We start from the raw sequence: 25,678 nt of genomic DNA, 5'->3' as shown, positions 1-25,678 counted from the left end.
AATCCGAGGAGCTTTTGACAAAGCAACAAAAATAGTCGTACTATTTAAAATTGTTCAACTTCTGTAGAACCAGCCATTGCAGCTGTACTTGTATCACCCACCGTTACGGTTTGCTGCACCGCATCAAAATAGGTTGTCCCAACAAAGCCTTGATGTTTAACAGCTTTAAATCCCTGTTTTTGCAAAGAAAACTCACGCTCTTGCAATTCTGAATACCCTGCCATACCTCTCTCTTTATAGGCTTTTGAGAGCTCAAACATACTTGTGTTCAATGCGTGAAATCCAGCAAGGGTTATAAACTGAAACTTATAACCCATTTCAGCTAATTCTTCACGGAAAGTCTCCATTTCTGCTACACTAAGTTTAGCAGCCCAGTTAAACGATGGTGAACAATTGTAAGCTAACATTTTATCCGGAAATTTAGCGTGAATCGCAGTAGCAAATTCTCTAGCATATTCCAAATCTGGATTTGAAGTTTCCATCCAAATTAAATCAGCATAAGGAGCGTAACTCAAACCTCTAGCTATCCCTTGTTTTATACCATTTCGAACATGATAAAAACCTTCATTAGTTCTTTCCCCAGTAATAAACTCATCATCTCTTTGATCAATATTACTTGTAATGAGGTTTGCAGCATCTGCATCAGTACGAGCAATAATCAAAGTTGATACCCCCATTACATCTGCAGCCAAACGAGCTGCTACTAATTTATTAATTGCTTCTTGAGTAGGCACCAATACTTTCCCACCTAAATGCCCGCACTTTTTAGCAGAACTCAATTGATCTTCAAAATGAACACCCGAAGCACCAGCTGCAATCATTGATTTCATTAACTCAAAAGCATTTAAATTACCCCCAAAACCCGCTTCGGCATCAGCTACAATAGGAGCCAAATAATCAAGTTTTAAATCAGTAGCATTGACACATTGAATTTGATCCCTACGCAATAAAGCGTTGTTAATTCTCTGAACAACCATTGGAACACTATTTACTGGGTATAAAGATTGATCTGGGTACATTTCTCCAGCCAAATTTGCATCAGCTGCCACTTGCCATCCGCTTAAATAAATAGCATCCAATCCCGCTTCAACTTCTTGAATAGCTTGGTTACCAGTTAATGCACCTAGACCAGCTACAAATTTTTGTTGGGTTAATTTTTTCCACAATTTTGCTGCCCCCATTTTAGCAATACTGTGTTCTATTAGATAAGAGCCCTGTAATTTAACAACCTCTTCTGCTGTATAAGGTCTTTGAATACCTTTCCATCGTGGATTAGTGGCCCAATCTGTAATTAAAGTTTGAATTCTAGCTTCAGTTTTCATAATTTTGTAATGATTATTAGAGTTATTATAGAATGATTTGATAATTAGATCCCGGATCTGTTGCCGCAGTTTTCGGGATTATTTTTTATAGATATTGATAAGCTGGTAAGGTTAAAAATTCTTCAAATTCATCAGCAAGCACCAACTGATCAAAAAGTTCAATGGCTAAATTGAATTTTCCATTTACGAATCTATCCAAACCTACAAGCTTTTGTATTTTTTCTAATTCTTCTTCTTTAAAACTTTGATACAAGGTTTCTGTAAGAATACGGCCATCCGTTAAAACGACTTTTTTTTTTAACCAATGCCACACTTGAGTTCTCGATATTTCTGCAGTAGCTGCATCCTCCATTAAATTATAAAGCGCAGCAGCTCCTACACCGCGAAGCCAACTTTCTAAATATAAAATACCTACATTAATATTTTTCTGAACTCCTTGAGCCGTGATTGTTCCTTTAGGCTCCAAAACCAAATCCTTTTCTGTGATGCAAACATCATTTCTGCGAATATGTAATTGATTTTTAGTAGGCATGTTTAAATCAAAGACTTCCATTACTAAATCTACCAACCCTGGATGTGCAACCCATGTCCCATCATGGCCATTTTTTACTTCTCTTTCTTTATCTTTTACAACTTTAGCAAAAGCTTCATTATTTGCATTCATATTATTTTTTATTGGTATTTGAGCTGCCATTCCACCAATTGCATGCACCCCTCTTTGATGACATTTCTGAATAACACGTAAAGAATACGCCTCCATAAATGGGCTTTCCATGGTTACTTGATCTCGATCTGGCACAGTAAAATTCTTGTGATTTCTAAATTTTTTAATATACGAGAAAATGTAATCCCATCTTCCACAGTTCAATCCTGCCATATGCCCCTTCAATTCATATATAATTTCATCCAACTGAAAACTAGCAGTGATGGTTTCTATTAACACAGTGGCTTTGATTGTTTGTTGTGGAATCCTTAAATATTCTTGAGCAAACACAAAAACTTCATTCCAAAAACGAGCTTCTAAATAATGCTCAATTTTTGGCAAATAAAAATAAGTTGCCGAATCCTCACTTTGAAGTTTTTTTATGTTATGAAAGAAATACAAACCAAAATCTACTAAAGAACCCGACAGTGCTTCACCTTTAAAAAACAGGTGTTTTTCATCTAAATGCAACCCTCTGGGTCTAACTAATAACGTAGCTGTATTAGCGGCTAACTGATAGTGTTTTCCTTTGATTGAATCTTCGAAAGAAATAGTCTTATTAACAGCATCCCTTAGGTTTATTTGCCCATCTAAAATATTGTGGATAGTAGGCGAAGTACTGTCTTCAAAATCAGCCATAAATAATTTTGCCCCAGAATTCAAAGCATTGATTACCATCTTGCGATCTACAGGGCCAGTTATCTCTACTCTCCTATCTAATAAATCATTAGGCAAAGGCGCACAAGTCCAATCTCCATCACGAATATCCTGAGTTTCTTTTGGGAAACTTGGAAAATTACCTGCATCAAAAAAAGCTTGCTGTTTTTTTCTGGATTCCAATAAATCAAGTCTTTTTGTATTAAATTTTAAATGCAAACTTTCTAAAAAAAGCAAAGCTCTATCTGTTAAAATTGTTTGATAATCACTTGCTTCAAAATTATTTATTTGAATTTTATCTGCCTTAGAAGTTTGTATCATTTTATCTATATTTTAGTTTCTACGTTGCAATAGTAAAAAATAATTTTGAACTCCACAAGCGAACGTTCGCTAAATTTATAAAAATATATATTTTGTAGAGATTCGCTAATTTTAAGTATCTTTGGAATATGGAAATAGAAGATGAATACATTCGGCTAATCTTTGGTTTAAAACTAAAGCAACTAAGAACAGATAAAAACCTATCTCTCTTTGGATTAGCGAAGCTTACTGGGCTATCAAAATCATATTTAAATGAAATCGAAAAAGGCAAAAAATACCCAAAAACAGATAAAATTGCAGTACTTTCTGACAAGCTCGAAGTACCCTATGACCACTTAGTCTCTTTAAAACTAGACAAAAACCTCGCTCCAATTGGTGAAATTTTGCAATCTAAAATCCTTAAAGAAATACCGTTAGATCTATTCGGAATAAAAGAAAACAACCTTATAGATATTGTAGCAAATGCACCGGCAAAAGTAAACGCTTTTATAAGTACAATTATTAAAATTGCTCAAAACTACAACCTAACCCGCGAGAGTTTTTTCTTAGCTTCTTTGCGTTCTTACCAAGAAGCACATAATAATTATTTTGAAGAAACAGAGTCAGCTGTTGAAAAATTCGCAAAAGAATATCAAATCAATTTAGATCAAAAAATTAAATCTCTAGACTTAGAAGAAATCCTAATAGAAGAATTTAATTACACCATTAACACCACAGAATTTTCAACCCACAATAACTTAGAAGAACTTCGAACCATCTATATACCAAAAAAGAACATACTACTTTTAAAAGAAAACATCAGCGAAGCTCAAAAAACTTTTATATACGCTAAAGAACTAGCATACAATTACCTTAAAATTGAAGACAGACTTTATACATTCCCTTGGATAGAATTTAAAAGTTTTGACCAAGTCTTAAACAATTTTATCGCCTCATATTTTGCAGGAGCATTAATTATTCCTAAAAACTCAATCGTTAAAAATTTAAAACAGGTCTTCAACAATCAAACATGGCAACCAAATGAGTTTGAAAACATCTTAAATCAATACAACTGCTCGCCTGAAACATTTTATCAAAGACTGACCAATATCTTACCTAAACATTTTCACATTAAAAACTTGTTTTTCTTACGATTTAACAAAACCAAGAAAAAAGAACTTTTTAAACTAAAAAAAGAGCTTCATATTACCCAACAACAAGATCCACACGGAAATAGAAACAATGAGCATTATTGCAGACGCTGGATTGCACTAAAAACACTTAACGACTTAGAAAAGTCAAAAAAATTAAAAACTACTTTTAATTTACAAATATCATCATACGAGAACTCCAATAGTAATTACTTAGTGCTTTCAAGCGCTGGCGCTGACCCGTTTAAAAAAGACCAAAACAGAAGCACCTGTATAGGCATGCTTCTATCACCACATCTTAAAAAGAAAATTCAATTTAGCGAAGACCCAAATATCCCCACAAGAATAGTTGGAGTCACTTGCGAAACTTGTGCCGTTAACAATTGTAAAGAACGCATTATGCCTGCGCTTATTCTTAATAAACAGCTTCAATACAAAGAAATTTCGGAAACGGTAAAAGGAATCCTAAACAAATTCAGTTAAGTTACCATACTCTCACGTATATACTCTCTATTTTCTAATGAATTTCTTATTTTAGCAAACTAAACCAACAACTAAATGGATCTAAACTTCAATAAAAACGAAGACTATAATAAAATGCTTGCTTCTGACTTAAGACAGCGCTTGGTAAAAGTAAAACTAGGTGGTGGTCAAAAGAGAATTGACAAGCATCATGCTGCTGGAAAAATGACCGCAAGAGAGCGTATTGACTATTTATTAGACAAAGGTTCTAAATCAATAGAAATCGCAGCCTTTGCAGGAGACGACATGTATGCAGAACACGGAGGATGCCCTTCTGGAGGTGTTGTTGTAAAAATTGGTTATATCCAAGAGAAACAATGCATCGTGGTTGCCAATGATGCAACTGTAAAAGCAGGCGCTTGGTTTCCAATTACCGGAAAAAAGAACCTTAGAGCACAAGAGATCGCCATAGAAAATAAGCTACCTATTATTTATTTGGTAGATTCTGCTGGAGTCTATCTACCTCTACAGGATGAAATCTTTCCAGACAAAGAACATTTTGGTCGCATCTTTAGAAACAATGCCATAATGAGCAGCATGGGAATTACCCAAATTGCCGCGGTTATGGGAAGCTGTGTAGCAGGAGGCGCTTACTTACCTATTATGAGTGATGAAGCCCTAATAGTTGAAAAAACAGGAAGCATCTTTTTAGCTGGAAGCTATTTGGTAAAAGCAGCTGTAGGTGAAAACATCGATAATGAAACTTTAGGTGGGGCAACTACTCATTGTGAAATTTCTGGTGTTACAGATTACAAGGCTAAAGATGATAAAGACGCATTGGATAAAATTAGAAACATCGTAGATAAAATTGGTGATTACAACAAAGCAGGGTTTAGTAAAAAACCAGCAATAGCCCCTAAAGAAAACCCTGATGATATTTTTGGAATCTTACCAAAGGCTAGAAACGAGCAATATGATATGCTAGACATAATCAAGCGCCTGGTTGATAACTCTGAATTTGAACAATATAAAGAAGGCTACGGAAAAACCATCCTAACTGGCTATGCTAGAATTGACGGCTGGGCAGTAGGCATAGTAGCCAACCAACGTAAATTGGTAAAAACAAAAAAAGGAGAAATGCAGTTTGGAGGAGTTATCTATAATGACTCCGCAGATAAAGCCACTCGTTTTATTGCCAATTGCAATCAAAAGAAAATTCCTTTGGTTTTCTTGCAAGATGTTACCGGCTTTATGGTTGGCAGCAAATCAGAACACGGAGGTATTATTAAAGATGGAGCAAAAATGGTGAATGCCGTTAGCAACTCTGTGGTACCAAAATTCACCATCGTTATCGGAAATTCTTACGGAGCAGGAAATTACGCTATGTGTGGAAAAGCCTATGATCCAAGATTAATTGTTGCTTGGCCAAGTGCAGAGCTAGCAGTAATGAGTGGAAACTCTGCTGCAAAAGTACTATTGCAAATAGAAACCGCATCTTTAAAAAAGAAAGGAGAAGTAATTACTCCAGAAAAAGAGGCAGAAATGTTTGAAAAGATCAAATCTAGATATGATCATCAAATATCGCCATATTATGCAGCTGCTAGAATTTGGACAGACGCAGTTATCAATCCTTTAGACACTCGAACATGGATTTCTATGGGGATAGAAGCCGCAAATCACGCTCCTATTGAAAAGCAATTTAACATGGGAGTTTTACAAGTTTAAAACTTATAATATTTATAAATAAAAATAGAAATGGGAAGAGCATTCGAATTTAGGAAAGCACGAAAAATGAAACGTTGGTCAGCAATGGCAAAAACTTTTACCAGAATTGGTAAAGACATTGTCATGGCTGTAAAAGAAGGAGGACCAAACCCCGAAACCAACTCACGCTTAAGAGCAGTTATACAAAATGCCAAGGCTGCCAACATGCCTAAAGACAATGTTGAGCGCGCCATCAAAAAAGCAACAGATAAAGACACCCAAAACTACAAAGAGGTCTTGTTTGAAGGATATGCTCCTCACGGAATTGCCATCTTACTAGAAACTGCTACTGACAACAACAACAGAACGGTAGCCAATGTTCGATCTGCATTTAACAAATGTGATGGAAATTTAGGAACTTCTGGATCAGTGGTTTTTATGTTTGACCATACCTGTAACTTTACGCTAAAAAAGGAAGATATTAGTATGGACATGGAAGAGCTAGAACTAGAGTTAATCGATTTTGAAGTTGAAGAAGTTTTTGATGATGAAGAGGGTGTTATTATTTACGCTCCTTTTGAACAGTTTGGAGCTTTACAATCTTATTTTGAAGAAAACAATGTAGAAATTTTATCTTCTGGTTTTGAAAGAATACCAACCACAACCACAAAATTAACAGAAGAGCAACAAGCTGATGTAGAAAAATTACTAGAACGTTTAGAAGAGGATGACGATGTGCAACACATATACCATTCTATGGAAATGTAAACCTTGTTTTTTAAGCATAAAAAAAGTCGTGATTATCATCACGACTTTTTAATTCAAATAGATTAAACCTAATATTAATCCCCCAATAAATATTGACTTAATCGTTAGACAAATGTATACTAATTTTAATTATTATCATAAAAACACCTACAACTAAACTACTACATATACAAAAAAAGCTATATTTACCTACTATAAAACTTCAACTAGCTATAATATCACTCCATGAAAAAGAGATTAACCATTCTAACATTCCTTATTCTATTTTTTTCATTTTTACCTCTTGTCGCACAAGAAAAAATCATAAAAAATGGAGATGAATGGAAGTACTATGACCAAGGGAATTTAAGCAAAAATTGGTTTCTAAAAACCAAAAGCACTTCTTGGAAAAAAGGAATAACACCTATTGGTTATGGAGATAACAAAGTTTCTACAATCATTAACTTTGGACAGGCAGAAGATAATAAAGACATTACAAAATATTTTGAAAAGGAAATTATACTGACTGATGCGAAAGAATTTTTAGGGTATGAATTTAAATTGCAGCGAGATGATGGAGCCGTAATCTATATAAATGGAGTTGAGCTGTTTCGAGACAATATGCCGAATACAACCATTGACGCATCAACCTTAGCTTTGACTTTTGTAGATATCGAAAATGAAGATATATTCCACAATACATTCTTTGAAAACACCATCTTTAAAAATGGCAAAAATACCATTCGCGTAGAGATTCACCAATCTAGTAAATCCTCTAGCGATTGCATTTTTAGTCTAGAACTTATTGGCTATAAAGATCAGTTAGTATACAAAGAGATTATTGCTCACAAAGAATTAATGAAGGTAGATTTAGAGGATCAAATAAACTTCTTAAACTCAAAGTTTGATATTGAAAAAGTAACCTCATACAACCAACTTTTAAATGATTCAAACGACAAGTTAAAGTATATCATCTTTGTTTTATTAATCTTACTACTCATTGTAGTTTTTAGTGCATTTTTATACATCAGTTACCTAAAGGGACTTGAGCGAAGACTTTTAAGAAAGAACAATGACTTAAGTGATCAACTGTTAACCAAAGAAAAAGAAATGGTAAAAATAACCACTAACCTCCTACACAACAAACAGCATTTTAAAGAGATTAGAGCCGATATCAAAAGCATCCAAACCAACGAAACAAAACTAGTCAAATCAATAGTGCAAAACATCGATAGTGTATTAGAATCCGATAAAGAATGGGAAAGTTTTCAGGTGCATTTCAATGCTGTTAATGATAATTTTTATGACAAACTCATCAAATTACATCCAGACTTAACCAATACGGAGTTGCGTTTTTGTGCTTTTGTAAAATTACATATGCAGACAAAAGAAATTGCTAGAATTCTATTAATTGACCCAAGATCTGTCCAAACAGCAAGATATCGAATCAAGAAAAAAATGAAGCTGGGAGAAGATGTAGATCTGAGAGATTATTTACTGGACTTATAAGAGATTAAATCCAATGTTTTTTTACGTTGGATTTTTTTTGTCTCAGTTTCTACAAAGTTTTCTAGCCAATAAATCTCCTTTGGGATCTCGTACTTTGTGAGATTAGGAATTTTGGTCAACTGCTCCTTAAGAGTCATATTCTCTTTGCCTTCTATAAGTAAGATTAGTCTTTCACCTAATTTATCATCTGGCACACCTGCTACAAAAAAACGTTGCTCAATAAGTATTTCAATTTTTTTCTCTAGCTTTTCTGGATGCAGCTTGATTCCTCCTGAATTGATGACATGATCAAAACGACCTAACCATTCAAAACCAGTCTCTGAAAACAAATCAACCACATCATTTGTGCGTATCTGATCATCAGAAAGCAAAGGAGCATCTATCAGTAAGCAGTTTCGCTCATCAACTGACAAATAAATATCAGGCAAAGCAGTAAACGAAGGAACTGGATTAGCCTCAGCATATTTGTTTAATTGCTTTAAGGCAATATGACTAACAGTCTCTGTCATACCATAACTTGCATAAACTGTTGTGGAAACGGATTGAATTGCTTTATTTAAGGTTCCAGAAACCACACCTCCACCGACGATCAAGACCTTTATTTGATTTATTTGAAGAAGAGAAGACTGTAATTGTAAAGGGACCATTGCAGAAAAATCATATTGCTTATGATTATTTTCCAAAGGGCTCAAAACAGGCTCCTGAACATCTAGCCTCCAACCCAGAACCAGTGCTCTCACCAACATCATTCTGCCGCCAATATATTCTGTAGACATGCAAAGCAATGCAGAAGTACCTGCATGCAAACCTAAAAATTGACCAGTTGCTTTGGCTGAATTGACCATCGCTTCTTTAGCTAACTTAATGGTCTTTGGAGCACCTGTAGAACCAGAAGTCTTTGCATGGATATACGTTTGATCAGAAAACCAATCAACCAAAAATGCATGCAGAGAAACCGAAAGCGTTTTTGAATACACCAACAACTCCGTAACAGAATCGAAAGATTGATCATTTAAGGCAAAACCACTATGTATCTGATTAGTTTTCAATACTGATCGGTTTTACAACTTTTCCAAAAAGTTTATCCTTCCAGTTTTTCCAACCGTATTTCTTAGAAAACACCAATAACAGCAATGGGTAAAACACCAATACAGAAGCAAACATATCCCAAGTTACTTGAGGCTCTGATGTATCAACAAACAAAGCTTCTGTTCTAAACACAGTCCAATCTGTAGTAACAAAGAATGCTGCAACAATATTATTAGAAGCATGCAAACCAAGTGCAAGCTCTGTTCCCTCATCCATTAAAGTAGTAATCCCGTACAGCAAGCCAGTTCCTATATAAAAGACCATGGTAATATAACCTAGCTTTTCTACTTCGGGATTCATCCCGTGTAAAAGACCAAAAACAGCCGATGTAACGAGCAATGGAAACCATTTATTCTTTGCTAAAACACCAAGGCCTTGCATTAAATAGCCTCTAAAAATAAATTCTTCGGCACTGGTCTGAAAAGGCAAAAACACAAAGGAGATTAAAACTAAAAACGCAAATGGGACTAATTTAAAATTCCAAACATAATCTTCTGGTGACAAAAAGATTCCAATACTTATAGTTACCACCGATACACCTCCCCAAAGAGCAAATGCAAAAAATACACGTTTCCAATCCAAGCGTTTTCTAGCTGTAAGTATGCTTATAAATTTTCTTTTATGCAGATACCTAACACAGAGAAACAGAACTAGTATGGCTACCATAAAGGTAAAAATCATTAAAAACAAGTAAAGATTAGAATCCATCCCTATCTCCATAAAATTAGTTAGAGCACCTTCTTGAAATTTTTCTAAATCGCCATCAACTGTAATAAATGCTGCCAATATCAATGGGATTCCAGCAAACTGTATCCCTAAAAAAACAAGTACCAGTGTTAAAACATAAAACCAAGCACTTGTATTCCCTGTAAATCCTTTTTGAATAAAATTCATATCCTAAATATTAAAATTGAAATCCCATAACTTTGACGGGTTGTAATGTAAGCCTCCTTTAACAACTTCTAAAGGAGCAGCTATATTATTTGTAAATAAACCTCCTGTACCTAATCCTTGAGGTAACTTATTACCTAAAGTGTAGGTAAACTGAGCAATTGCATTTAAACCCACATTGCTTTCTAATGCACTTGTAATCCACCAAGAAATTTGGTGTTTCTCAGCTAAATCTATCCACGAAATACTCCCAGAAAACCCACCAACCAGGCTTGGCTTTAGGATGATATATTGTGGATGTATCGTTTCTATAATTTGCGCTTTATTTTTAGTGGTATGTGCCCCGATCAACTCTTCATCAAGTGCTATTGGCAAAGGAGTTTTTTCGCAAAGTTTTGCCATTTCTAACAGCTGACCTTGTTTAATAGGCTGCTCTATAGAATGCAATTCAAAATCAGACAAACGCTTTAATTTTTCTAAAGCCTCATCTGGTTTAAAAGCTCCGTTTGCATCAACGCGTATCTCTATAACACTTGCTGAATATTCTTTTCTAATTAAATTTAACAAAGCCAATTCTTCTTCAAAATTGATAGCTCCTATTTTTAGCTTGATACACTGAAAACCTTCTTTTAATTTTTGTTCAATTTGAGACTTCATATACTCCTTTGTCCCCATCCAAACCAAACCATTAATTGGAATATTTCTCTTCCCTTCTGTAAACTTAGATGGAAACAATTCAAATTTATTATCTGATTTTAAGGATAAAAAAGCTTGCTCAACACCAAACTGGATGCTCGGATAAGCTTCAAGATTAAGAAGTAACTCTTTTAAACCCAAAGAAATATTTTTGCAAACCCATTTGAGTTTTTGCTCGTATTCTGGTGTATCATCAATGCTTAAGCCTCTAAAAACAGCACATTCACCAATGCCGATTTTATAATTTTCTTCTAGTTTTAAAAACCAGGTTTCCTTGGTTTTTAGAACCCCTCGAGAAGTTCCACTAGGAGTTTTAAAATGCAGAATGTGTTTTTGGTAATTTGCTGTAATCAAGGTCTTAGTTCTAAAAAATGATACTGTTTAGGTATTGTACAAAGCGATTCTGTTCCCTTCTGTATCAAGTAAAAGTGCCATATAACCAATTTCTTTATCAATCAAAGTCTTTCTTTGTAAAATGGTCCCACCTGCTTCCTCAACTCTTGATAATTCATCAGACAAATCACCTGACTGAGAGTTAAAATACAACAATGGACCGTGGCTTGAAGAAGGAATAAAATCTTTATGACAAACGAGTGAACCACTAATACCGGGTGAGGTAATATCTTCTGCTGGGGGAAACCAGCCCATTAGTATACCTCCAAAATCACGTATTGCGATCTCTACTTTAAAAACAGTCTCGTAAAATTTCTTAGCCCTTTCCATATCTGTAACAGGAACCTCGAACCAGCTAATCATATTGATTTCCATAATTATTGTTTTTCTATATAGGATTTAAAGTTATCCAAATAATTTTTATCTAAAGTAATGAATTTATTTTTTAGATACGGAAATAAGCATTGCATCAAATAATCCTCACTTTTATAAACAACATTTTTAGTAATAACAGTAGTACTACCAAGCTCTTGAAACTCATAATCATCCGTCTTAAACAATTGATCTGAATGAAGAGTAAAAATAAGCTTTTTATTAGGAATGTAGGCTATGGTTTTTTCTATAAAACGAATGGTATCAGTGGTTTTAACCATATTTAACTCATAAAGACTCCCCACAACTCCTTCTTTTATATCAAGAGCTTTTATTGACTGCAAATTGGGCTGCCATTCTTTATGTGTCTTTTTCGCATAAAAGTGTGTAAACACTTCTTGTAAAGGCCTATCAATACTTGTATTAACCTGATAGCTCGTTTCTTTCACTAACAAACCCGTAGACAAAAAAACAATAAGCAACAAAAGCAACAAACGAAGGAAGCCTTTTAAAAATTTCATTTCTTAAATCTCTAGACTGGTTCCAATTTCTAGCAAAACCAACTCTTTGTTTAAGGCACTAAAATAGTCTTTAGCGATTTCTGCATCTATTTGAATTGGCGGAAACGTATTAAAATGACAACCAATAACCTTAGGGCATTCTACAAAATCACTAGCCATAGCAGCATCTTCATACCCCATAGTAAAAGTATCACCGACAGGTAAAATAACAGCGTCTAAAGCAGCGTAAAGTGGAATGAGTTTCATGTCATAAGTTAAAGCAGTATCTCCAGCATAATAAAGAGACTTTTCTTTGGATGAAATTACAAAACCTCCTGGCTCTCCACCGTAAGTACCATCTGCAAAAGAAGAACTATGCACTGCTTTTACATACTTAACAGAAAACCTATCAAACCCAACAGTACCACCGTGATTTAAGGACATTCCTTTAAATCCTTTAGACTCGTAATGACTTACAATCTCAAAGTTTGAAATAATTAATGCGTCGCTTTGTTTTGCCAACCACTCAACATCTAAAACATGATCTTGATGTGCATGGCTAATTAGTATATAATCCGGTTGAAGCGCATTAATATCAATATGAGAAGCCAAAGGATTCCCTGAAATAAACGGATCTATAATAATGAGTTTCCCTGAAATCTCTATACCGAAGGTTGAGTGACCATAAAAAGTTATTTTCATTTTTCTTTATTTAAGATTTACTAGTTTTCTTTTTTTTTAAATACCAAACAACCCCTATAAAAACAAGAAGGAAAGGCCAAAAACTAATACCCATCATAAAAACCGTTTTAATATTTTCTAGACCTTTCTTAAAACTACCTTTAACCTGTCCTAAAAAACCTGATTCTGAAGAGGCAATTTTTGTGTAAAAATTAATCGTTAGACTAGAATAAGAAACCTGGTTTTGTAAATATTTTATTCTTCCCTCTGCTGATTCAATCTCTTCTCTTACTTTTCCAAGCTCTCTCTCTACACTTAAAACTTCAGAAACATTTTTAGCTTTCTTTAAAAGCTCTAAATACTTTTGCTCTAATAATTTTCTTGTTTTTAATCTTGCTTCAAGATCAAGGTATTGCTCTGTTACATCGCGGATATTTGTATTTCTATTATCAAACTTCTTAACTCCTTGTGAGAGTTTTTCCATAAAATTATCAAAAGAATCAGTTGGGATTCGCACAGAAATAGTATTACTTATTTGATCAGAAGAAGAATACGTGTTATCAGAAGACACATAGCCTTTTACGTCTTTGATCAACTGCTCTATGCGTTTTTGCGTTGCTTTTAAATCATCCACTTCAAAAGAGACATTGCCGTTTTTAATAAGTTTTCTTTGATCAGCTTGATTGAATGTTGCATCATTTTCTGCATTGATTTTATTAGTAGCTAAAGTTGCCAATGATTTTCTTGAAGTAGCCGTATTATTATAAGACTCTATAACATCAAGCCTTGCTTGTTCTTCATTAGTTGTACATGCAGCAGCGACAAGAAACAAAAGAAATAAAAATTTGAAATTTTTCATAAAAACGGGTTTAAATTTTATACTACAAAAGACAATCCAAAAAGGATGCCAAAAAGAAAAGTACTTAGAGCTACTTTCTTTAATTCACCGTCAAATAGGGCTGGAGTATTATTTTTATAAACAAAATAAACATGTTTAATTATTGGCACAAAGGCTACTAAAAATAAAAATTGCATCGGTGTCTGATAGTGAAGCAATACATAGATTAATGCAGTAACAAAAGCTAAAAAAATTAATGTATAATGATATTTTTTAGAAGCTTGTATACCCATTTTAACTACCAAGGTATTTTTGCCTGACAACTGATCATTTTTACAATCTCTCATGTTGTTAAGATTTAAAACCGCTGTACTTAAAAGTCCAATCGAAACTGCTGGTAAGAAGACCTCGTAGTTTATGTGTTTTACATATAAAAAGTAAGCGCCAACAACACTTAACAATCCAAAAAAAACAAAGACAAAAACATCGCCAAAACCACTATAGCCATAAGCAGATTTACCTACCGTATATTTAATGGCCGCTACAATAGAAAGAACCCCTAAACAAAAGAACAATAAGGAAAGCAAAAAATCTTCTTTGCCAAAAGCAACATAGATTAAGGTAAGAGCAGCAATTAAGGTTAGTACAATTGTAATGTTCATAGCCCCTTTCATCTGCTTTGGAGAGATGACCCCAGAAGCAACTAGCCGTTTTTCACCTATTCTATTAGCATCTGTTCCTTTAATACCGTCGCCATAATCGTTGGCAAAATTTGACAATACCTGAAAGCCTATGGTGGTTAACAAAGCCAAGACACAAATCTCCCATTGAAAAGCCTGCTCTGCTTTGGCTAAAAAACTTGCAAGCACAATTCCAGAAATAGACAAAGGCAAGGTTCTAAGTCTTGCTGCCTGAATATAGTTTTTAATAGAACTCAATAAACTGATTTTTAATGCTGATTAGGCTTTGCTAGCTTCTCTTTTTAAAGAGTGTTTTTAATATCTAATTAGTTGACTTTAAAGCTTCTTGAATTGGAATTGGAGCACCATTCTTTAAAGCTTGCACAAAGGCTCCTGGGTAAACATCAAGTAAACTTCTTCTACTGGCTCTAGCTTCTTGATAGGTTTTATAAGTTCCTAAACTATATTTAAACCATGGGTTTACATTATAGTTGATTACATTTGGAATGGCTTCGTGTTTTTTACTCTGCTTGTTATAACTAGCTGCAATTTGCACAGTGTATACCAAAACATCTTTTTTAACCTCTACTTTTGGTTCTTCTTTTTTAATCTCTGTTTTAGGAACAGGAGGTTTAATCGTTTTTTTTGGTTCTTTTTTCCCACATGAAAAAAGCATCAAACTAAAAAATAATACTAGGCAAGTGTATTTTGTGTTCATAGCGTAACTATTTAAGGTTTATAAATTGTTTGCTTCGGCAATTAGCTCTGCAATATCTTTAACGACAACTTCGTTTTCTTTTTCTTTAAACTTAATACCATCAGTCATCATGGTATTACAATATGGACAACCCGTTGCAATAATTTCTGGCTTAGTTGCTAAGGCATCTTCGGTTCTTAACACATTAATGTCCTTATTCCCTTTTTCTGGTTCTTTAAACATTTGTGCTCCACCCGCACCACAACACAATGCTGTAGATTTATTGCGTTTCATTTCTGTTAAATTAACCCCCAAACGCTTAATCAAAACTCTTGGCGACTCGTATTCATCATTGGCTCTTCCTAAATAACAAGGATCGTGGAACGTAACTTTTTTATCTTTTAAAACAGAATTATTAATATCTAATCTTCCGTCTGCAATTAATTTTTTAATGAATTGAGTATGATGAAAAACTTCATACTTCCCTCCTAAACTCGGGTACTCATTTTTTAAAGTATTAAACGAGTGGGGATCACAGGTAACAATGGTTTTAACCTCATAAGCATTTAAAACTTCTATATTGGTAACAGCTTGCATCTGAAATAAAAATTCATTTCCCGCTCTTTTGGCTGCATCACCAGTAGAACTTTCTTCGGTTCCAAGTACAGCAAAATCTACTTTTGCTTGATGTAAAATTTTTACAAAAGCTCGTGTAATTTTTTTAGCTCTATCATCAAAACTCCCAGCTGCTCCAACCCAAAACAATACTTCTGGTTGTTTTCCCTGAGCCATCATGTCTGCCATTGTTGGTACTATCATAATCCTTAGTTTTTTGTTGTTCGTCTTTAGTTTTGAGTAATTACACTAAAAATTAAAAACTCAATATTTTTCATTGTTCTCGTAATTATTTTTTCTATTCGTCAAAAATCACTCGAACTGGCATTTATTCTTCGTCTTTCCAATTTAATCGATCCATCTGGTTGTATTGCCAAGGTGCACCGTTGTTTTCTATATTGGTCATCATCATATTCAATTCTTGTGGCGCAGCACTTTCTTCCATCACCAAATACCTTCTCATATCAATAATAATCGATAAAGGATCAATATTTACTGGGCATTCTTCTACACAGGCATTACAACTAGTACATGCCCACAGTTCTTCTGGAGAAATATAATCGTTTAACAGTTGTTTTCCATCATCTTTAAAGGTCCCGCCGTTTGCATCAATATTCGCTCCAACTTCTTCCATTCTATCACGAGTTTTCATCATGATAGCTCTTGGTGATAATTCTTTTCCGGTAAGGTTTGCTGGACAGGCAGAAGTACAACGACCACATTCTGTACAGGTATATGCATTCATCAATTGTACCCAATTTAAATCGGTAACATCAGAAGCCCCAAACTTTTCTGGCACATCACTTTCTGTACCTTCTGCAGGTGCAGCATATGGGTCTGCATTTGGATCCATCATTAACTGCACTTCTTTTGTTACAGCTTCTAGATTATCTAATTCACCTTTTGGCTTTAATTTAGCATAAAAAGTGTTTGGGAAGGCTAATAAAATATGTAAATGCTTAGAATAATATAAATAATTTAAGAAAGCTAGAATTCCAACAATATGAATCCACCAAGCTGATTGTTCTATTAAATGTAAAGTCTCTGGTGAAAATCCGCTTAACAAGGGATAGACAAATTGACTAATAGGATTTCCGATTCCCGCTTCTTGAAAAGCAATATCAGAAGCATTCATTACTATAAACAAGCTCATTAAAACCATCTCGAAATACAAAATGATATTCCCATCATTCTTTGGCCATCCCGTCATTTCTTTATTCCAAAAACGCTTGATTCTGATCACATTTCTACGAATCCAAAAAACAACAACTGCAATAAATACAATGGCTGCCAATACTTCAAAGGTTCCAATTAAAAAACCATAAAAAGCAGCACCTAAAATAGGTTGAAAAACTCTGTGTGTTCCAAACAACCCATCAATAATAATTTCTAAAACCTCAATATTAATGATGATAAATCCAAGATATACAGCAACGTGTAAAATACCAGAAACCGGACGACGTACCATTTTGTATTGCCCTAATGCAATTTTGGCCATGTTTTTCCATCGAGCTGCTTTATTATCTGATCTATCTACATCTTTCCCTAAATTAATATTGCGAATTAATTTGCGAATATTCTTTACAAAAAAACCGACTCCGGCTATTAATATCAGTGCAAAAATAATGTTTGGTAGGTATTGCATATCTATTTATTTGGTGCGTTTATTTTATTGATGATTCCAATGATTTTCATCATCAGAATTGCTTGGAGATAAACCAATAATATCTCCTTTTGTTGAAACTCCTAAACCTAAAACGGTCCTATTTGCATAGTTAAAATAACTTACAACCTGATTTATTTCTAAAATCTCCCCGTCAGACAAGCCTTCACTTCTTAATGAAATAACATCATTTTCTTGAAGGTCTGAGGGTTCTAAAGTTAATCTTTTAGCATATTCTAAACCACTATTATAACTATTTTCTTCAAAAGGCTGATTTTCATTTTCTAAATCAGACTTAATTTGATTGGCTTTTTTGTCATTATCAATCAATCGTCTTAATCCTTCAAAATGATGATTGATACAGTAATCACAGTTATTGAGCAAACTCACATACACTCCGATCGTTTCTAAATACCATTTTGGCAAGCTGTTATTACTGTTGTGCAAAACGTTCTTATACAAGGCCATATGACCCGTCATCGTATGTGGACGTAAACCATGAACCATCATAATATTATCAACATTATTATTAGGTCCTGTTACTTTCTCATACAACCGCTTTAACTTTCCTGTTGCATCTTCAAACGAAATGGTTTTAATCCAACTCATTTAATTATTAGTTTCTTCGTTTGCTTTGTTTTTTTCTGGATCATAGGGTACAGCTCTTTTCCCAAACAATGAGAAATGAACAAAGCGTTTTGGATTTAACTTCATCTCTCTAATAAGTTCTTCCAATTCTTTAGACATGCTTGTTAAGTTGTTGTACATGGCGTCGTCTTTTACCAACTTCCCAAGAGTCCCTTCTCCATTCTGAACTCCCTCCATAAGCACATTTACATAATCTAATGATCTTTGCGCTTTTTTAACCATTTCACCCATATTGGCATTGACCAAAGTATCTGACAACTGCGCTAGGTTTTTTGTAATCACTCTAGTATTATCAAAGGTGTTTTTTATACCAATCTTGCTCGAATCCAAGAGTTGATTAACAGATTTCATCGTTTTTCTAATATCAGAAATGGTAAATTCAAGATCTATAATACTGTTATTAAGGCTTTTTCTTGCTCTTACATCTAAAGTTTGATTTAAACCTAAGAACAAAGAATCTGCACTAACAATTACATTTTCTAATTTAGCTTGTAAAGGATTTAGTTTTTCTCCAACACTCGAAAAAATATCAGACTCTACCTCTCCTTTTAAATAATCACCACTTACAGCAACTTCACCTTCATAAGATGGGATAATCGCTAAAGATTGTCCCCCCATTAAACTTGCACTATAAATTTTGGCAATGCTCTTTTTTGAAAACTCAAAGTCATCTTCAATTAGCAGCTCTACGACTAGTTTTCCTCTTTTTTCTGGATCACTATTAAACGTGATGTCTGTGACTTTACCAACCTGTAGTCCATTAATAGTAATGCTACTAGCTTTTTTTAGGCCTTGGATATTATTGTACTCAACGTAAAAATGACGCTGGTTTGGAGTTAAAAGGTTTTCTCCCTTTAAATAATTATATCCCCAGATAAATAATACAACAATTACAACGGCAACAAAACCAGTTTTTAGTTCTTTAGACATACGGTACTAATTTTAAACAATATTACTAATAATTTTTTGAGCTGATTAGTAAATTATGGTGTTTTTAATGCTTCTTTTACTGATATTTTTTCTCCATTCTTAAACGCTGAAATAAACGCAGAACGGTATCCTACTTTTTTTGCTTCATTCAAAAAAGTTTTAATTTTTGAATAATCGGAAGTATTTCCGTAATAATATTTATAATAGGCCCCAACCTTAACGCGTTCTACATTTTTTAAACGCTTAAAATTATAAGATTTGGTTTCGATATTTTTCTTACTAGATGCAATCTGCACTTTAAAAGTTATATTAGACGTGGCCTTGATTGTTTTATCTGTATTAACTGGAGCAACAACCCTTGTGTTGGTCTGACTAACGGTGTTTAGCTTTAATTGGTTTACATAGGTAACAATAGTCTCAGCTGCTGTCTTAGCTAAAGCTTGCTGCCCACTTCTAGAGTTTAAATAACGCCCCTCCTTTTTGTTGGTCAAAAAGCCTAGCTCTACAAGTACACTTGGCATAATGGTCTCTCTCAAAACCTGAAAATTACCCATCTTAACTTCTCTGTTATGACGTTTTAATTTTTTTACCATTTGAGTTTGAATAAGACTAGCCAATTGCAAGCTCTGCTCTAAATTCTCTTCTTGAAGTAAGGATAAACCGATAATGGAAGCCGGTGAATTAGGATCATAATCGTAATTTTGCTTATAGTCTTTTTCTAAAAGAATAACACTATTTTCTCGTTTTGCAATTTCAAGATTTGTTTTATTACCATTTGCTCCTAAAACAAAAGTACCCAAACCATAAGCCTGTGATGTATGCGAATCGCAATGAAAAGATACAAACAAATCAGCTTTTACATCATTTGCTATATCTCCACGTTTCCACAGCTCAACAAAATTATCTTTTGTTCGGGTATACACAACGCGAATATCTTTGTTTTTTGATAAAATTTTACCAACCGCTAAAGTAACTTTAAGCGCAATATCTTTTTCTTTAAAACCACTACCTAAATTCCCTGGATCTCGACCTCCGTGCCCTGCATCTAAAACAACTGTGTAAATTTTTCTCTGAGAAAAAAGGCTTTCAGCCCCAGCGATAAAAAAAACAAACAATACCAAAAAGCACAAAACTTTCGTTTTAAAAATAGATTTGGTATCTTGAAGACTAGTCATGGATAATTTTTAGTTAATTTTGGCAACTCAAATTTGGTGCTTCAACGAATGAAGCATATTTTTACATTTTTACAAAAATAGCATTAAAAGCGTTGCAAACAAAGACACTACACATACTTTTATTAAGTTTTCTAAGCCTTTTTTGCTTTCAATTGACCTATGGACAAGATATCAAGGCTAAAACCAAGGCTTTAAGCATTCCTTCTAAACAAAAGGACAGCATCTTAAAAAAGGACAGCTTGCTTTTAAAAAAGCCAACAGACACACTTAAAAAAGACAGCCTAAAAACTAAAAAAAGCGCTATTGAATTTATCATCACACACAATGCTCATGACGATATGATTCAAGATTTAAAAAATAAACGAACCATCTTGTACAACAACGCTCATGTAATTTATGGCGATATTGATTTAAAGGCAGGAATCATTATTGTAGACAACAAAAACAACACCCTTTTTGCTAAGGGAATCAAAGACAGTTTGGGCTACCAACAACGACCTGTTTTTAAACAAGGAACTCAAGAATCTGAGCAAGATTCAATTCTCTATAATTTTGAAAGTAAAAAAGCCATCATCTACAACTTAAAGACCAATCAGAATGGCCTAATTACCTACGGAGAAAAAACCAAAAAGGTCAATGATTCAACCATCTATATTAGAGATATTAAATTTACAACCTCTAACAAGCCGAATCCTGATTATTATATCAGAACCAAAAAAGCAAAGTTAGTTCCTGGTAAAAAAATTATAGTAGGGTTAAGTAATTTGGTAATTGCTGATGTTCCAACACCAGTGGCCATTCCTTTTGCCTATTTTCCGACAACAGAGACCAGGTCTTCTGGTTTTATTATTCCCGCATGGGGACAAACCACTAATCAAGGGTATTTTCTACAAAACGGAGGGTATTATATCGCTTTAAATGACTATGTTGATATTACCTTATTAGGAGATTTATACACCAACGGAAGCTGGGGAATTACTGCACAGTCTAACTATGTGGTTCGCTATAAATACAATGGTAATTTTAGTTTTAAGTATGAAAATTTAATCCAGAGTTTAAAGGGTTTTGACGACTACAGTAAAAGAACCAATTTTAATATTCGTTGGTCTCACAATCAGGATTCAAAATCAAATCCGAACTCTCGCTTTTCAGCATCGGTAAATCTTGGTAGTAGCAAGTATTATCGAGAATCATTAAACGAGGCAAACAACAATGATTTTTTAACAAATACACTGAGCTCTTCAATTTCATATTATCGAAAATTTGTAGGAACTCCTTTTAATCTAAACGCTACTGCAACACACTCACAGAACACCAATACACAGGCCATTACTATGACCTTGCCTTCTGTTCAGGTAAACATGGATCGCGTCTACCCTTTTTCAGGTAAAAATGGAGAGAAAACCAATGCTCTGCAAAAGATGGGTGTAAACTATAGCCTTAAAGGAGATTATAGAATCAACACCGTAGATTCTCTATTCTTTAAACCAGAAATGTTTGATACAGCAAAAGCGGGAATCCAACACAATGCAAATGCTAGCACAAATCTAAAAGTTTTTAAATATTTTACCTTAGCTCCAAGCGCAACATATAAAGAGGTTTGGAATTTTGATTATATTCAAAAAAACTATGACCCTCTAACGACCACGGCAGTTACCGAAACTATCAAAGGTTTTAAAAGTTTTAGAGAATACAACCTGGGTGTTGCTTTGAGTACTACATTATACGGGGTTTACAATCTAAAAGGGCGAATAAAAACGATTAGGCATACGGTTAGACCTTCTATTTCTTATGGATACCGACCTGATTTTGCTGATCAGTACAATTTACAAGTTCAGCAAAGTGCAGACCCTCTTGATCTAGAAACCTACTCACCTTTTGAAAACGGTATTTATGGTCAACCCGGAAGCGGTTTATCAAACTCGATTGGAATAACCGTAAACAATGTTTTAGAAGCTAAAGTAGCATCAAGAGACTCTACTAATCTAGAAGACAAAAAAATTACCTTATTAAACAACTTAAACTTTAACACCTTTTATAATATAGCCGCTGACAGTCTGCGTTGGAGTCCTGTAAATGTAAGTGCCGGAACCTTGCTATTTAAAGACAAACTAACCGTAAATATGGGGGCGATTCTAGACCCATACCAACTAGACAGCAATGGTAATAGAATTGACAAGTTTAACAGCAATCTATTTAGAGTAACCAGCGCTACACTTTCTGCTAACTATTCAATATCAAGTACAGATTTTAAGAAAAAAGAACCTAAAAAAACTCAATTTGACGCACCTTCTAACGATCAGTTTGGAGACAACGCAAACACCAACGGAGACCCTAACAACTCAAACACAGAAAAGAAAGCACAACTTTACAAAGCATCAGTTCCATGGAGTCTAAACCTAATGTATGCTGTAAATTACAGCAATAATGGAATTATTAAAGGAATTGGCTCTAACACCTTAATGTTTAATGGAAATATAGAACTAACACCTAAATGGTCTGTCCGATTTAGCTCTGGTTATGATTTTGAAAACAAAGGTTTCTCATACACAAGACTTGGTTTTACCAGAGATCTAGACAGCTGGAACTTTAATTTTGATTGGTCTCCTTTTGGAGTAAATAAATCTTATTATTTTAGAATTGGTGTAAAATCTGGAATCCTAAACGATTTGAAATGGGATAAACGAAGCTTACCTGATCGTTTGTTATATTAAAAATTAAGAAAATTTAAATAAAATGAAAAAAATCATCACTACAAGCAAAGCGCCAGCTCCAATCGGCCCATACAACCAAGCCATTTTAGCAGGAAACACACTTTACACCTCAGGGCAAATCGCCTTTAATCCAGAAAATGGAGAATTGGTTTTAGATTCTATAGCTGTAGAAACTAAACAGGTTATGGAAAACCTAAAAGCCGTTTTAGAAGCTGCAGAAATGAATTTTGAACAGGTTGTCAAAACAAGTATTTTTATTTCTGACATGAATAATTTTGCTGCAATTAATGAAGTGTATGCAGACTATTTTAATGAAGAAACTGCTCCTGCACGTGAAACCGTTGAAGTTGCAAACTTACCCAAGTTTGTAAATGTAGAAATTAGCATGATTGCTATTAAATAAAAAACGCCGCTTTGATTTTCAAAGCCGCGTTTTTTTTATTCTTATTTGCTCTTATAAGGTAGCAGCATATACAGCTAAATCAACCAACTTAGTAGAATACCCAATCTCATTGTCATACCAGGCAACCACTTTAACAAAATGATCATTTAAAGCCATCCCTGCATTTGCATCAAAAATAGAAGTTCTAGTATCTCCAACAAAGTCTTGTGAAACCAACAATTCTTCAGTATATCCTAAAACACCTTTCATATCATTTTCTGAAGCAGTCTTCATCGCTGCTTTAATATCTTCATAACTGGTACTTTTTTCAAGTCGCACAGTAAGATCAACCACAGAAACATCCATAGTTGGAACTCTAAATGCCATTCCTGTAAGCTTCCCTTTCATGGCAGGAATAATCTTACTAACCGCTTTTGCAGCACCCGTAGAAGATGGGATAATATTGTGCAAGGCAGCTCTACCACCTCTCCAATCTTTTGATGAAGGTCCATCAACAGTTCTTTGAGTTGCCGTTGTAGAATGCACTGTAGTCATTAAACCTTCTACAATTCCAAAATTATCATGCAATACCTTTACGATGGGTGCCAAACAATTTGTGGTACATGACGCATTCGAAATGATAGTATCTTCTTTGGTTAAAAGCTGATGATTAACTCCCATTACAAACATAGGAGCATCTGCTGAAGGAGCAGAAATAATTACTTTTTTTGCACCTCCTAGAAGATGTAAATTAGCTTGTTCTTTACTTTTAAAAATACCTGTACACTCCAAAACATAATCTGCTCCAATGGCATCCCATTTTAAATCACTTGGGTTTCTTTCTGCTGTTACTCGTATTGGATTTCCATTTACCATAAGGGTTTGTGAATCTTTTACCTCTACAGTCCCTTTAAATGCTCCATGAACAGAATCATATTTAAGCATGTATGCTAAATAATCTACTTCTAGTAAGTCATTTATTCCTACCACTTGTACATTGTCTCTCTCCATTGCAGATCGAAAAGCCAACCTTCCGATACGTCCAAATCCATTAATTCCAATTTTTATCATTTACGTTCTATTTAATCTGTTTATGTTGACATAATATCTGACACTCTCAATAATTCTGTATCAATTTTATGATGTCCTTTTATTGCTTTTTCTAAATCTGTAGGCTTGATTTTATTATTGACCAATCCTACCATTAAATTTGTTTTTCCTTCTAATAATAATTCTACCGCTTTTACACCTAACCTACTGGCCAAAACGCGATCAAAACAGCTTGGAGAACCTCCGCGTTGCATATGCCCTAAAACAGAAACTCTCACATCGTATTCTGGCAAGTTTTTCTCTACATAATCTGCCAGTTCAAAAACGTTTTTACCTGTTTTATCTCCTTCTGCAACCACAACAATACTGGATGATTTACCTGATTTTCTACTTGCTTTTAGAGAATCTAACATACGGTCTAGGCCTAAGTCTTCTTCGGGTATTAAAATTTCTTCTGCACCTGCTCCTACTCCTGCATTTAAAGCGATAAAACCAGCATCTCGTCCCATCACCTCAACAAAAAACAAGCGGTTATGTGAAGAAGCGGTATCACGTATTTTATCAATTGCCTCTACAGCTGTATTGAGTGCTGTATCAAAACCCAATGTATGTGTAGTTCCATAAATATCATTATCGATGGTCCCTGGAATACCCACAATAGGGAAATTAAATTCTTGATTAAAAACAACGCCACCTGTAAAACTTCCATCTCCACCAATAACTACTAAGGCGTCAATTTCATTCTCTTTTAAATGCTTATATGCTTTACGTCTACCCTCTTCTGTTCTAAACTCCGTAGACCTTGCTGATTTTAGGATGGTACCTCCCTTGTTAATAATATTATTAACGCTCCGAGCATTAAGATTGATAAAATCTCCCTCAATCATCCCCTGATAACCTCTGTAAATCCCTACAGATGCAATCTTATAAAACGCACAAGTCCTTACCACAGAACGAATGGCTGCATTCATTCCAGGTGAATCTCCTCCTGAAGTTAGTACTGCTATTTTTTTAATTTTCTCCATCTTTTATATCTATAAAGTTACCGATTAATTAGCTAACATTCAGAAAAAAAAGCGAAAACGATTTCGAAAAACAGTCCTTAAATA

At 34.3% G+C, this 25,678-nt stretch carries 24 protein-coding genes; 6 read left to right on the top strand and 18 right to left on the bottom strand.

Features of this window, described 5'->3' with window-relative positions:
• Positions 1–44 precede the first annotated feature (44 nt).
• Positions 45–1,322 carry an isocitrate lyase gene (gene aceA / locus WHC90_RS12225; RefSeq protein WP_188599082.1) on the bottom strand — a complete coding sequence of 426 codons (1,278 nt, stop codon included), beginning with the start codon at positions 1,320–1,322 and terminating at the stop codon, positions 45–47.
• A gap of 85 nt (positions 1,323–1,407) precedes the next feature.
• Positions 1,408–3,003: a malate synthase A gene (aceB, locus tag WHC90_RS12220; protein WP_188599083.1), complete on the bottom strand. Its 1,596-nt coding sequence runs from the start codon at positions 3,001–3,003 to the stop codon at positions 1,408–1,410.
• A 128-nt stretch (positions 3,004–3,131) separates the two neighbouring features.
• On the opposite strand from aceB, the gene WHC90_RS12215 reads away from it, so the two are divergent.
• From WHC90_RS12215 to WHC90_RS12200, 4 genes are all read left to right on the top strand, one after another.
• On the top strand, positions 3,132–4,616 hold the full coding sequence (locus tag WHC90_RS12215) for a helix-turn-helix domain-containing protein (protein ID WP_188599084.1): 1,485 nt from the start codon (positions 3,132–3,134) through the stop codon (positions 4,614–4,616).
• Between the two features lie 75 nt (positions 4,617–4,691).
• Positions 4,692–6,320: an acyl-CoA carboxylase subunit beta gene (locus WHC90_RS12210; RefSeq protein ID WP_188599085.1), complete on the top strand. Its 1,629-nt coding sequence runs from the start codon at positions 4,692–4,694 to the stop codon at positions 6,318–6,320.
• Between the two features lie 30 nt (positions 6,321–6,350).
• Positions 6,351–7,067 carry a YebC/PmpR family DNA-binding transcriptional regulator gene (locus WHC90_RS12205; protein WP_188599086.1) on the top strand — a complete coding sequence of 239 codons (717 nt, stop codon included), beginning with the start codon at positions 6,351–6,353 and terminating at the stop codon, positions 7,065–7,067.
• 225 nt (positions 7,068–7,292) lie between these two features.
• Positions 7,293–8,555 (top strand): helix-turn-helix transcriptional regulator, encoded by a 1,263-nt coding sequence (locus WHC90_RS12200; protein WP_188599087.1) that lies wholly within the window; start codon positions 7,293–7,295, stop codon positions 8,553–8,555.
• Here WHC90_RS12200 and WHC90_RS12195 read toward each other — a convergent pair.
• The 14 genes from WHC90_RS12195 to WHC90_RS12130 all read right to left on the bottom strand — a co-directional run bounded on the left by WHC90_RS12195 (position 8,537) and on the right by WHC90_RS12130 (position 20,423).
• Entirely contained in the window at positions 8,537–9,604 is a 1,068-nt protein-coding gene (locus WHC90_RS12195) for an AMP-binding protein (protein ID WP_188599088.1), read from the bottom strand. The genes WHC90_RS12200 and WHC90_RS12195 overlap by 19 nt on opposite strands.
• Positions 9,594–10,538, bottom strand: coding sequence for a CPBP family intramembrane glutamic endopeptidase (locus WHC90_RS12190; protein ID WP_188599089.1), 945 nt, complete (start codon positions 10,536–10,538; stop codon positions 9,594–9,596). The genes WHC90_RS12195 and WHC90_RS12190 overlap by 11 nt, the downstream gene beginning before the upstream one ends.
• A 3-nt stretch (positions 10,539–10,541) precedes the next feature.
• On the bottom strand, positions 10,542–11,585 hold the full coding sequence (locus tag WHC90_RS12185) for an o-succinylbenzoate synthase (RefSeq protein ID WP_188599090.1): 1,044 nt from the start codon (positions 11,583–11,585) through the stop codon (positions 10,542–10,544).
• A gap of 27 nt (positions 11,586–11,612) precedes the next feature.
• On the bottom strand, positions 11,613–11,999 hold the full coding sequence (locus tag WHC90_RS12180) for a VOC family protein (RefSeq protein WP_188599091.1): 387 nt from the start codon (positions 11,997–11,999) through the stop codon (positions 11,613–11,615).
• Between the two features lie 2 nt (positions 12,000–12,001).
• A complete protein-coding gene (locus tag WHC90_RS12175; RefSeq protein ID WP_188599092.1) occupies positions 12,002–12,517 on the bottom strand; it encodes a hypothetical protein in 516 nt (171 codons plus the stop codon).
• Positions 12,518–12,520: 3 nt separating this feature from the next.
• A complete protein-coding gene (locus WHC90_RS12170; RefSeq protein WP_188599093.1) occupies positions 12,521–13,198 on the bottom strand; it encodes a metal-dependent hydrolase in 678 nt (225 codons plus the stop codon).
• A 10-nt stretch (positions 13,199–13,208) separates the two neighbouring features.
• Positions 13,209–14,036 (bottom strand): DUF4349 domain-containing protein, encoded by an 828-nt coding sequence (locus WHC90_RS12165; RefSeq protein WP_188599094.1) that lies wholly within the window; start codon positions 14,034–14,036, stop codon positions 13,209–13,211.
• A 17-nt stretch (positions 14,037–14,053) separates the two neighbouring features.
• A complete protein-coding gene (gene menA / locus WHC90_RS12160) occupies positions 14,054–14,953 on the bottom strand; it encodes a 1,4-dihydroxy-2-naphthoate octaprenyltransferase (protein ID WP_188599095.1) in 900 nt (299 codons plus the stop codon).
• Between the two features lie 64 nt (positions 14,954–15,017).
• On the bottom strand, positions 15,018–15,413 hold the full coding sequence (locus WHC90_RS12155) for an SPOR domain-containing protein (protein ID WP_188599096.1): 396 nt from the start codon (positions 15,411–15,413) through the stop codon (positions 15,018–15,020).
• Between the two features lie 18 nt (positions 15,414–15,431).
• The gene (locus WHC90_RS12150; RefSeq protein WP_188599097.1) at positions 15,432–16,211 is read right to left on the bottom strand and encodes a (Fe-S)-binding protein; all 780 of its coding nucleotides are present in this window, start codon (positions 16,209–16,211) and stop codon (positions 15,432–15,434) included.
• Between the two features lie 124 nt (positions 16,212–16,335).
• Positions 16,336–17,652, bottom strand: coding sequence for a (Fe-S)-binding protein (locus WHC90_RS12145; RefSeq protein ID WP_188599098.1), 1,317 nt, complete (start codon positions 17,650–17,652; stop codon positions 16,336–16,338).
• A gap of 24 nt (positions 17,653–17,676) precedes the next feature.
• Positions 17,677–18,279, bottom strand: a complete 603-nt coding sequence (locus tag WHC90_RS12140) for a peroxidase-related enzyme (RefSeq protein WP_188599099.1) — start codon at positions 18,277–18,279, stop codon at positions 17,677–17,679.
• A complete protein-coding gene (locus WHC90_RS12135; RefSeq protein ID WP_188599100.1) occupies positions 18,280–19,248 on the bottom strand; it encodes an MlaD family protein in 969 nt (322 codons plus the stop codon).
• A gap of 53 nt (positions 19,249–19,301) precedes the next feature.
• Complete coding sequence (locus WHC90_RS12130; protein ID WP_188599101.1) at positions 19,302–20,423, bottom strand: N-acetylmuramoyl-L-alanine amidase family protein; 1,122 nt, start codon at positions 20,421–20,423, stop codon at positions 19,302–19,304.
• Positions 20,424–20,515: 92 nt separating this feature from the next.
• Here WHC90_RS12130 and WHC90_RS12125 point away from each other — a divergent pair, with 92 nt between their 5' ends.
• Positions 20,516–23,137: a putative LPS assembly protein LptD gene (locus tag WHC90_RS12125; protein ID WP_188599102.1), complete on the top strand. Its 2,622-nt coding sequence runs from the start codon at positions 20,516–20,518 to the stop codon at positions 23,135–23,137.
• A 22-nt stretch (positions 23,138–23,159) separates the two neighbouring features.
• Positions 23,160–23,540, top strand: coding sequence for a Rid family detoxifying hydrolase (locus WHC90_RS12120; RefSeq protein ID WP_188599103.1), 381 nt, complete (start codon positions 23,160–23,162; stop codon positions 23,538–23,540).
• A gap of 51 nt (positions 23,541–23,591) precedes the next feature.
• Here the strand turns inward: WHC90_RS12120 and gap are convergent, their stop codons facing one another.
• A complete protein-coding gene (gene gap / locus WHC90_RS12115; RefSeq protein WP_188599104.1) occupies positions 23,592–24,590 on the bottom strand; it encodes a type I glyceraldehyde-3-phosphate dehydrogenase in 999 nt (332 codons plus the stop codon).
• A 20-nt stretch (positions 24,591–24,610) separates the two neighbouring features.
• Positions 24,611–25,594, bottom strand: a complete 984-nt coding sequence (pfkA, locus tag WHC90_RS12110; protein ID WP_188599105.1) for a 6-phosphofructokinase — start codon at positions 25,592–25,594, stop codon at positions 24,611–24,613.
• Positions 25,595–25,678 lie beyond the last annotated feature (84 nt).

The sequence above is a fragment of the Polaribacter pacificus genome (assembly GCF_038024035.1).
Lineage (GTDB): Bacteria > Bacteroidota > Bacteroidia > Flavobacteriales > Flavobacteriaceae > Polaribacter > Polaribacter pacificus.
This window is presented reverse-complemented; position numbering and strand designations above follow the sequence as displayed.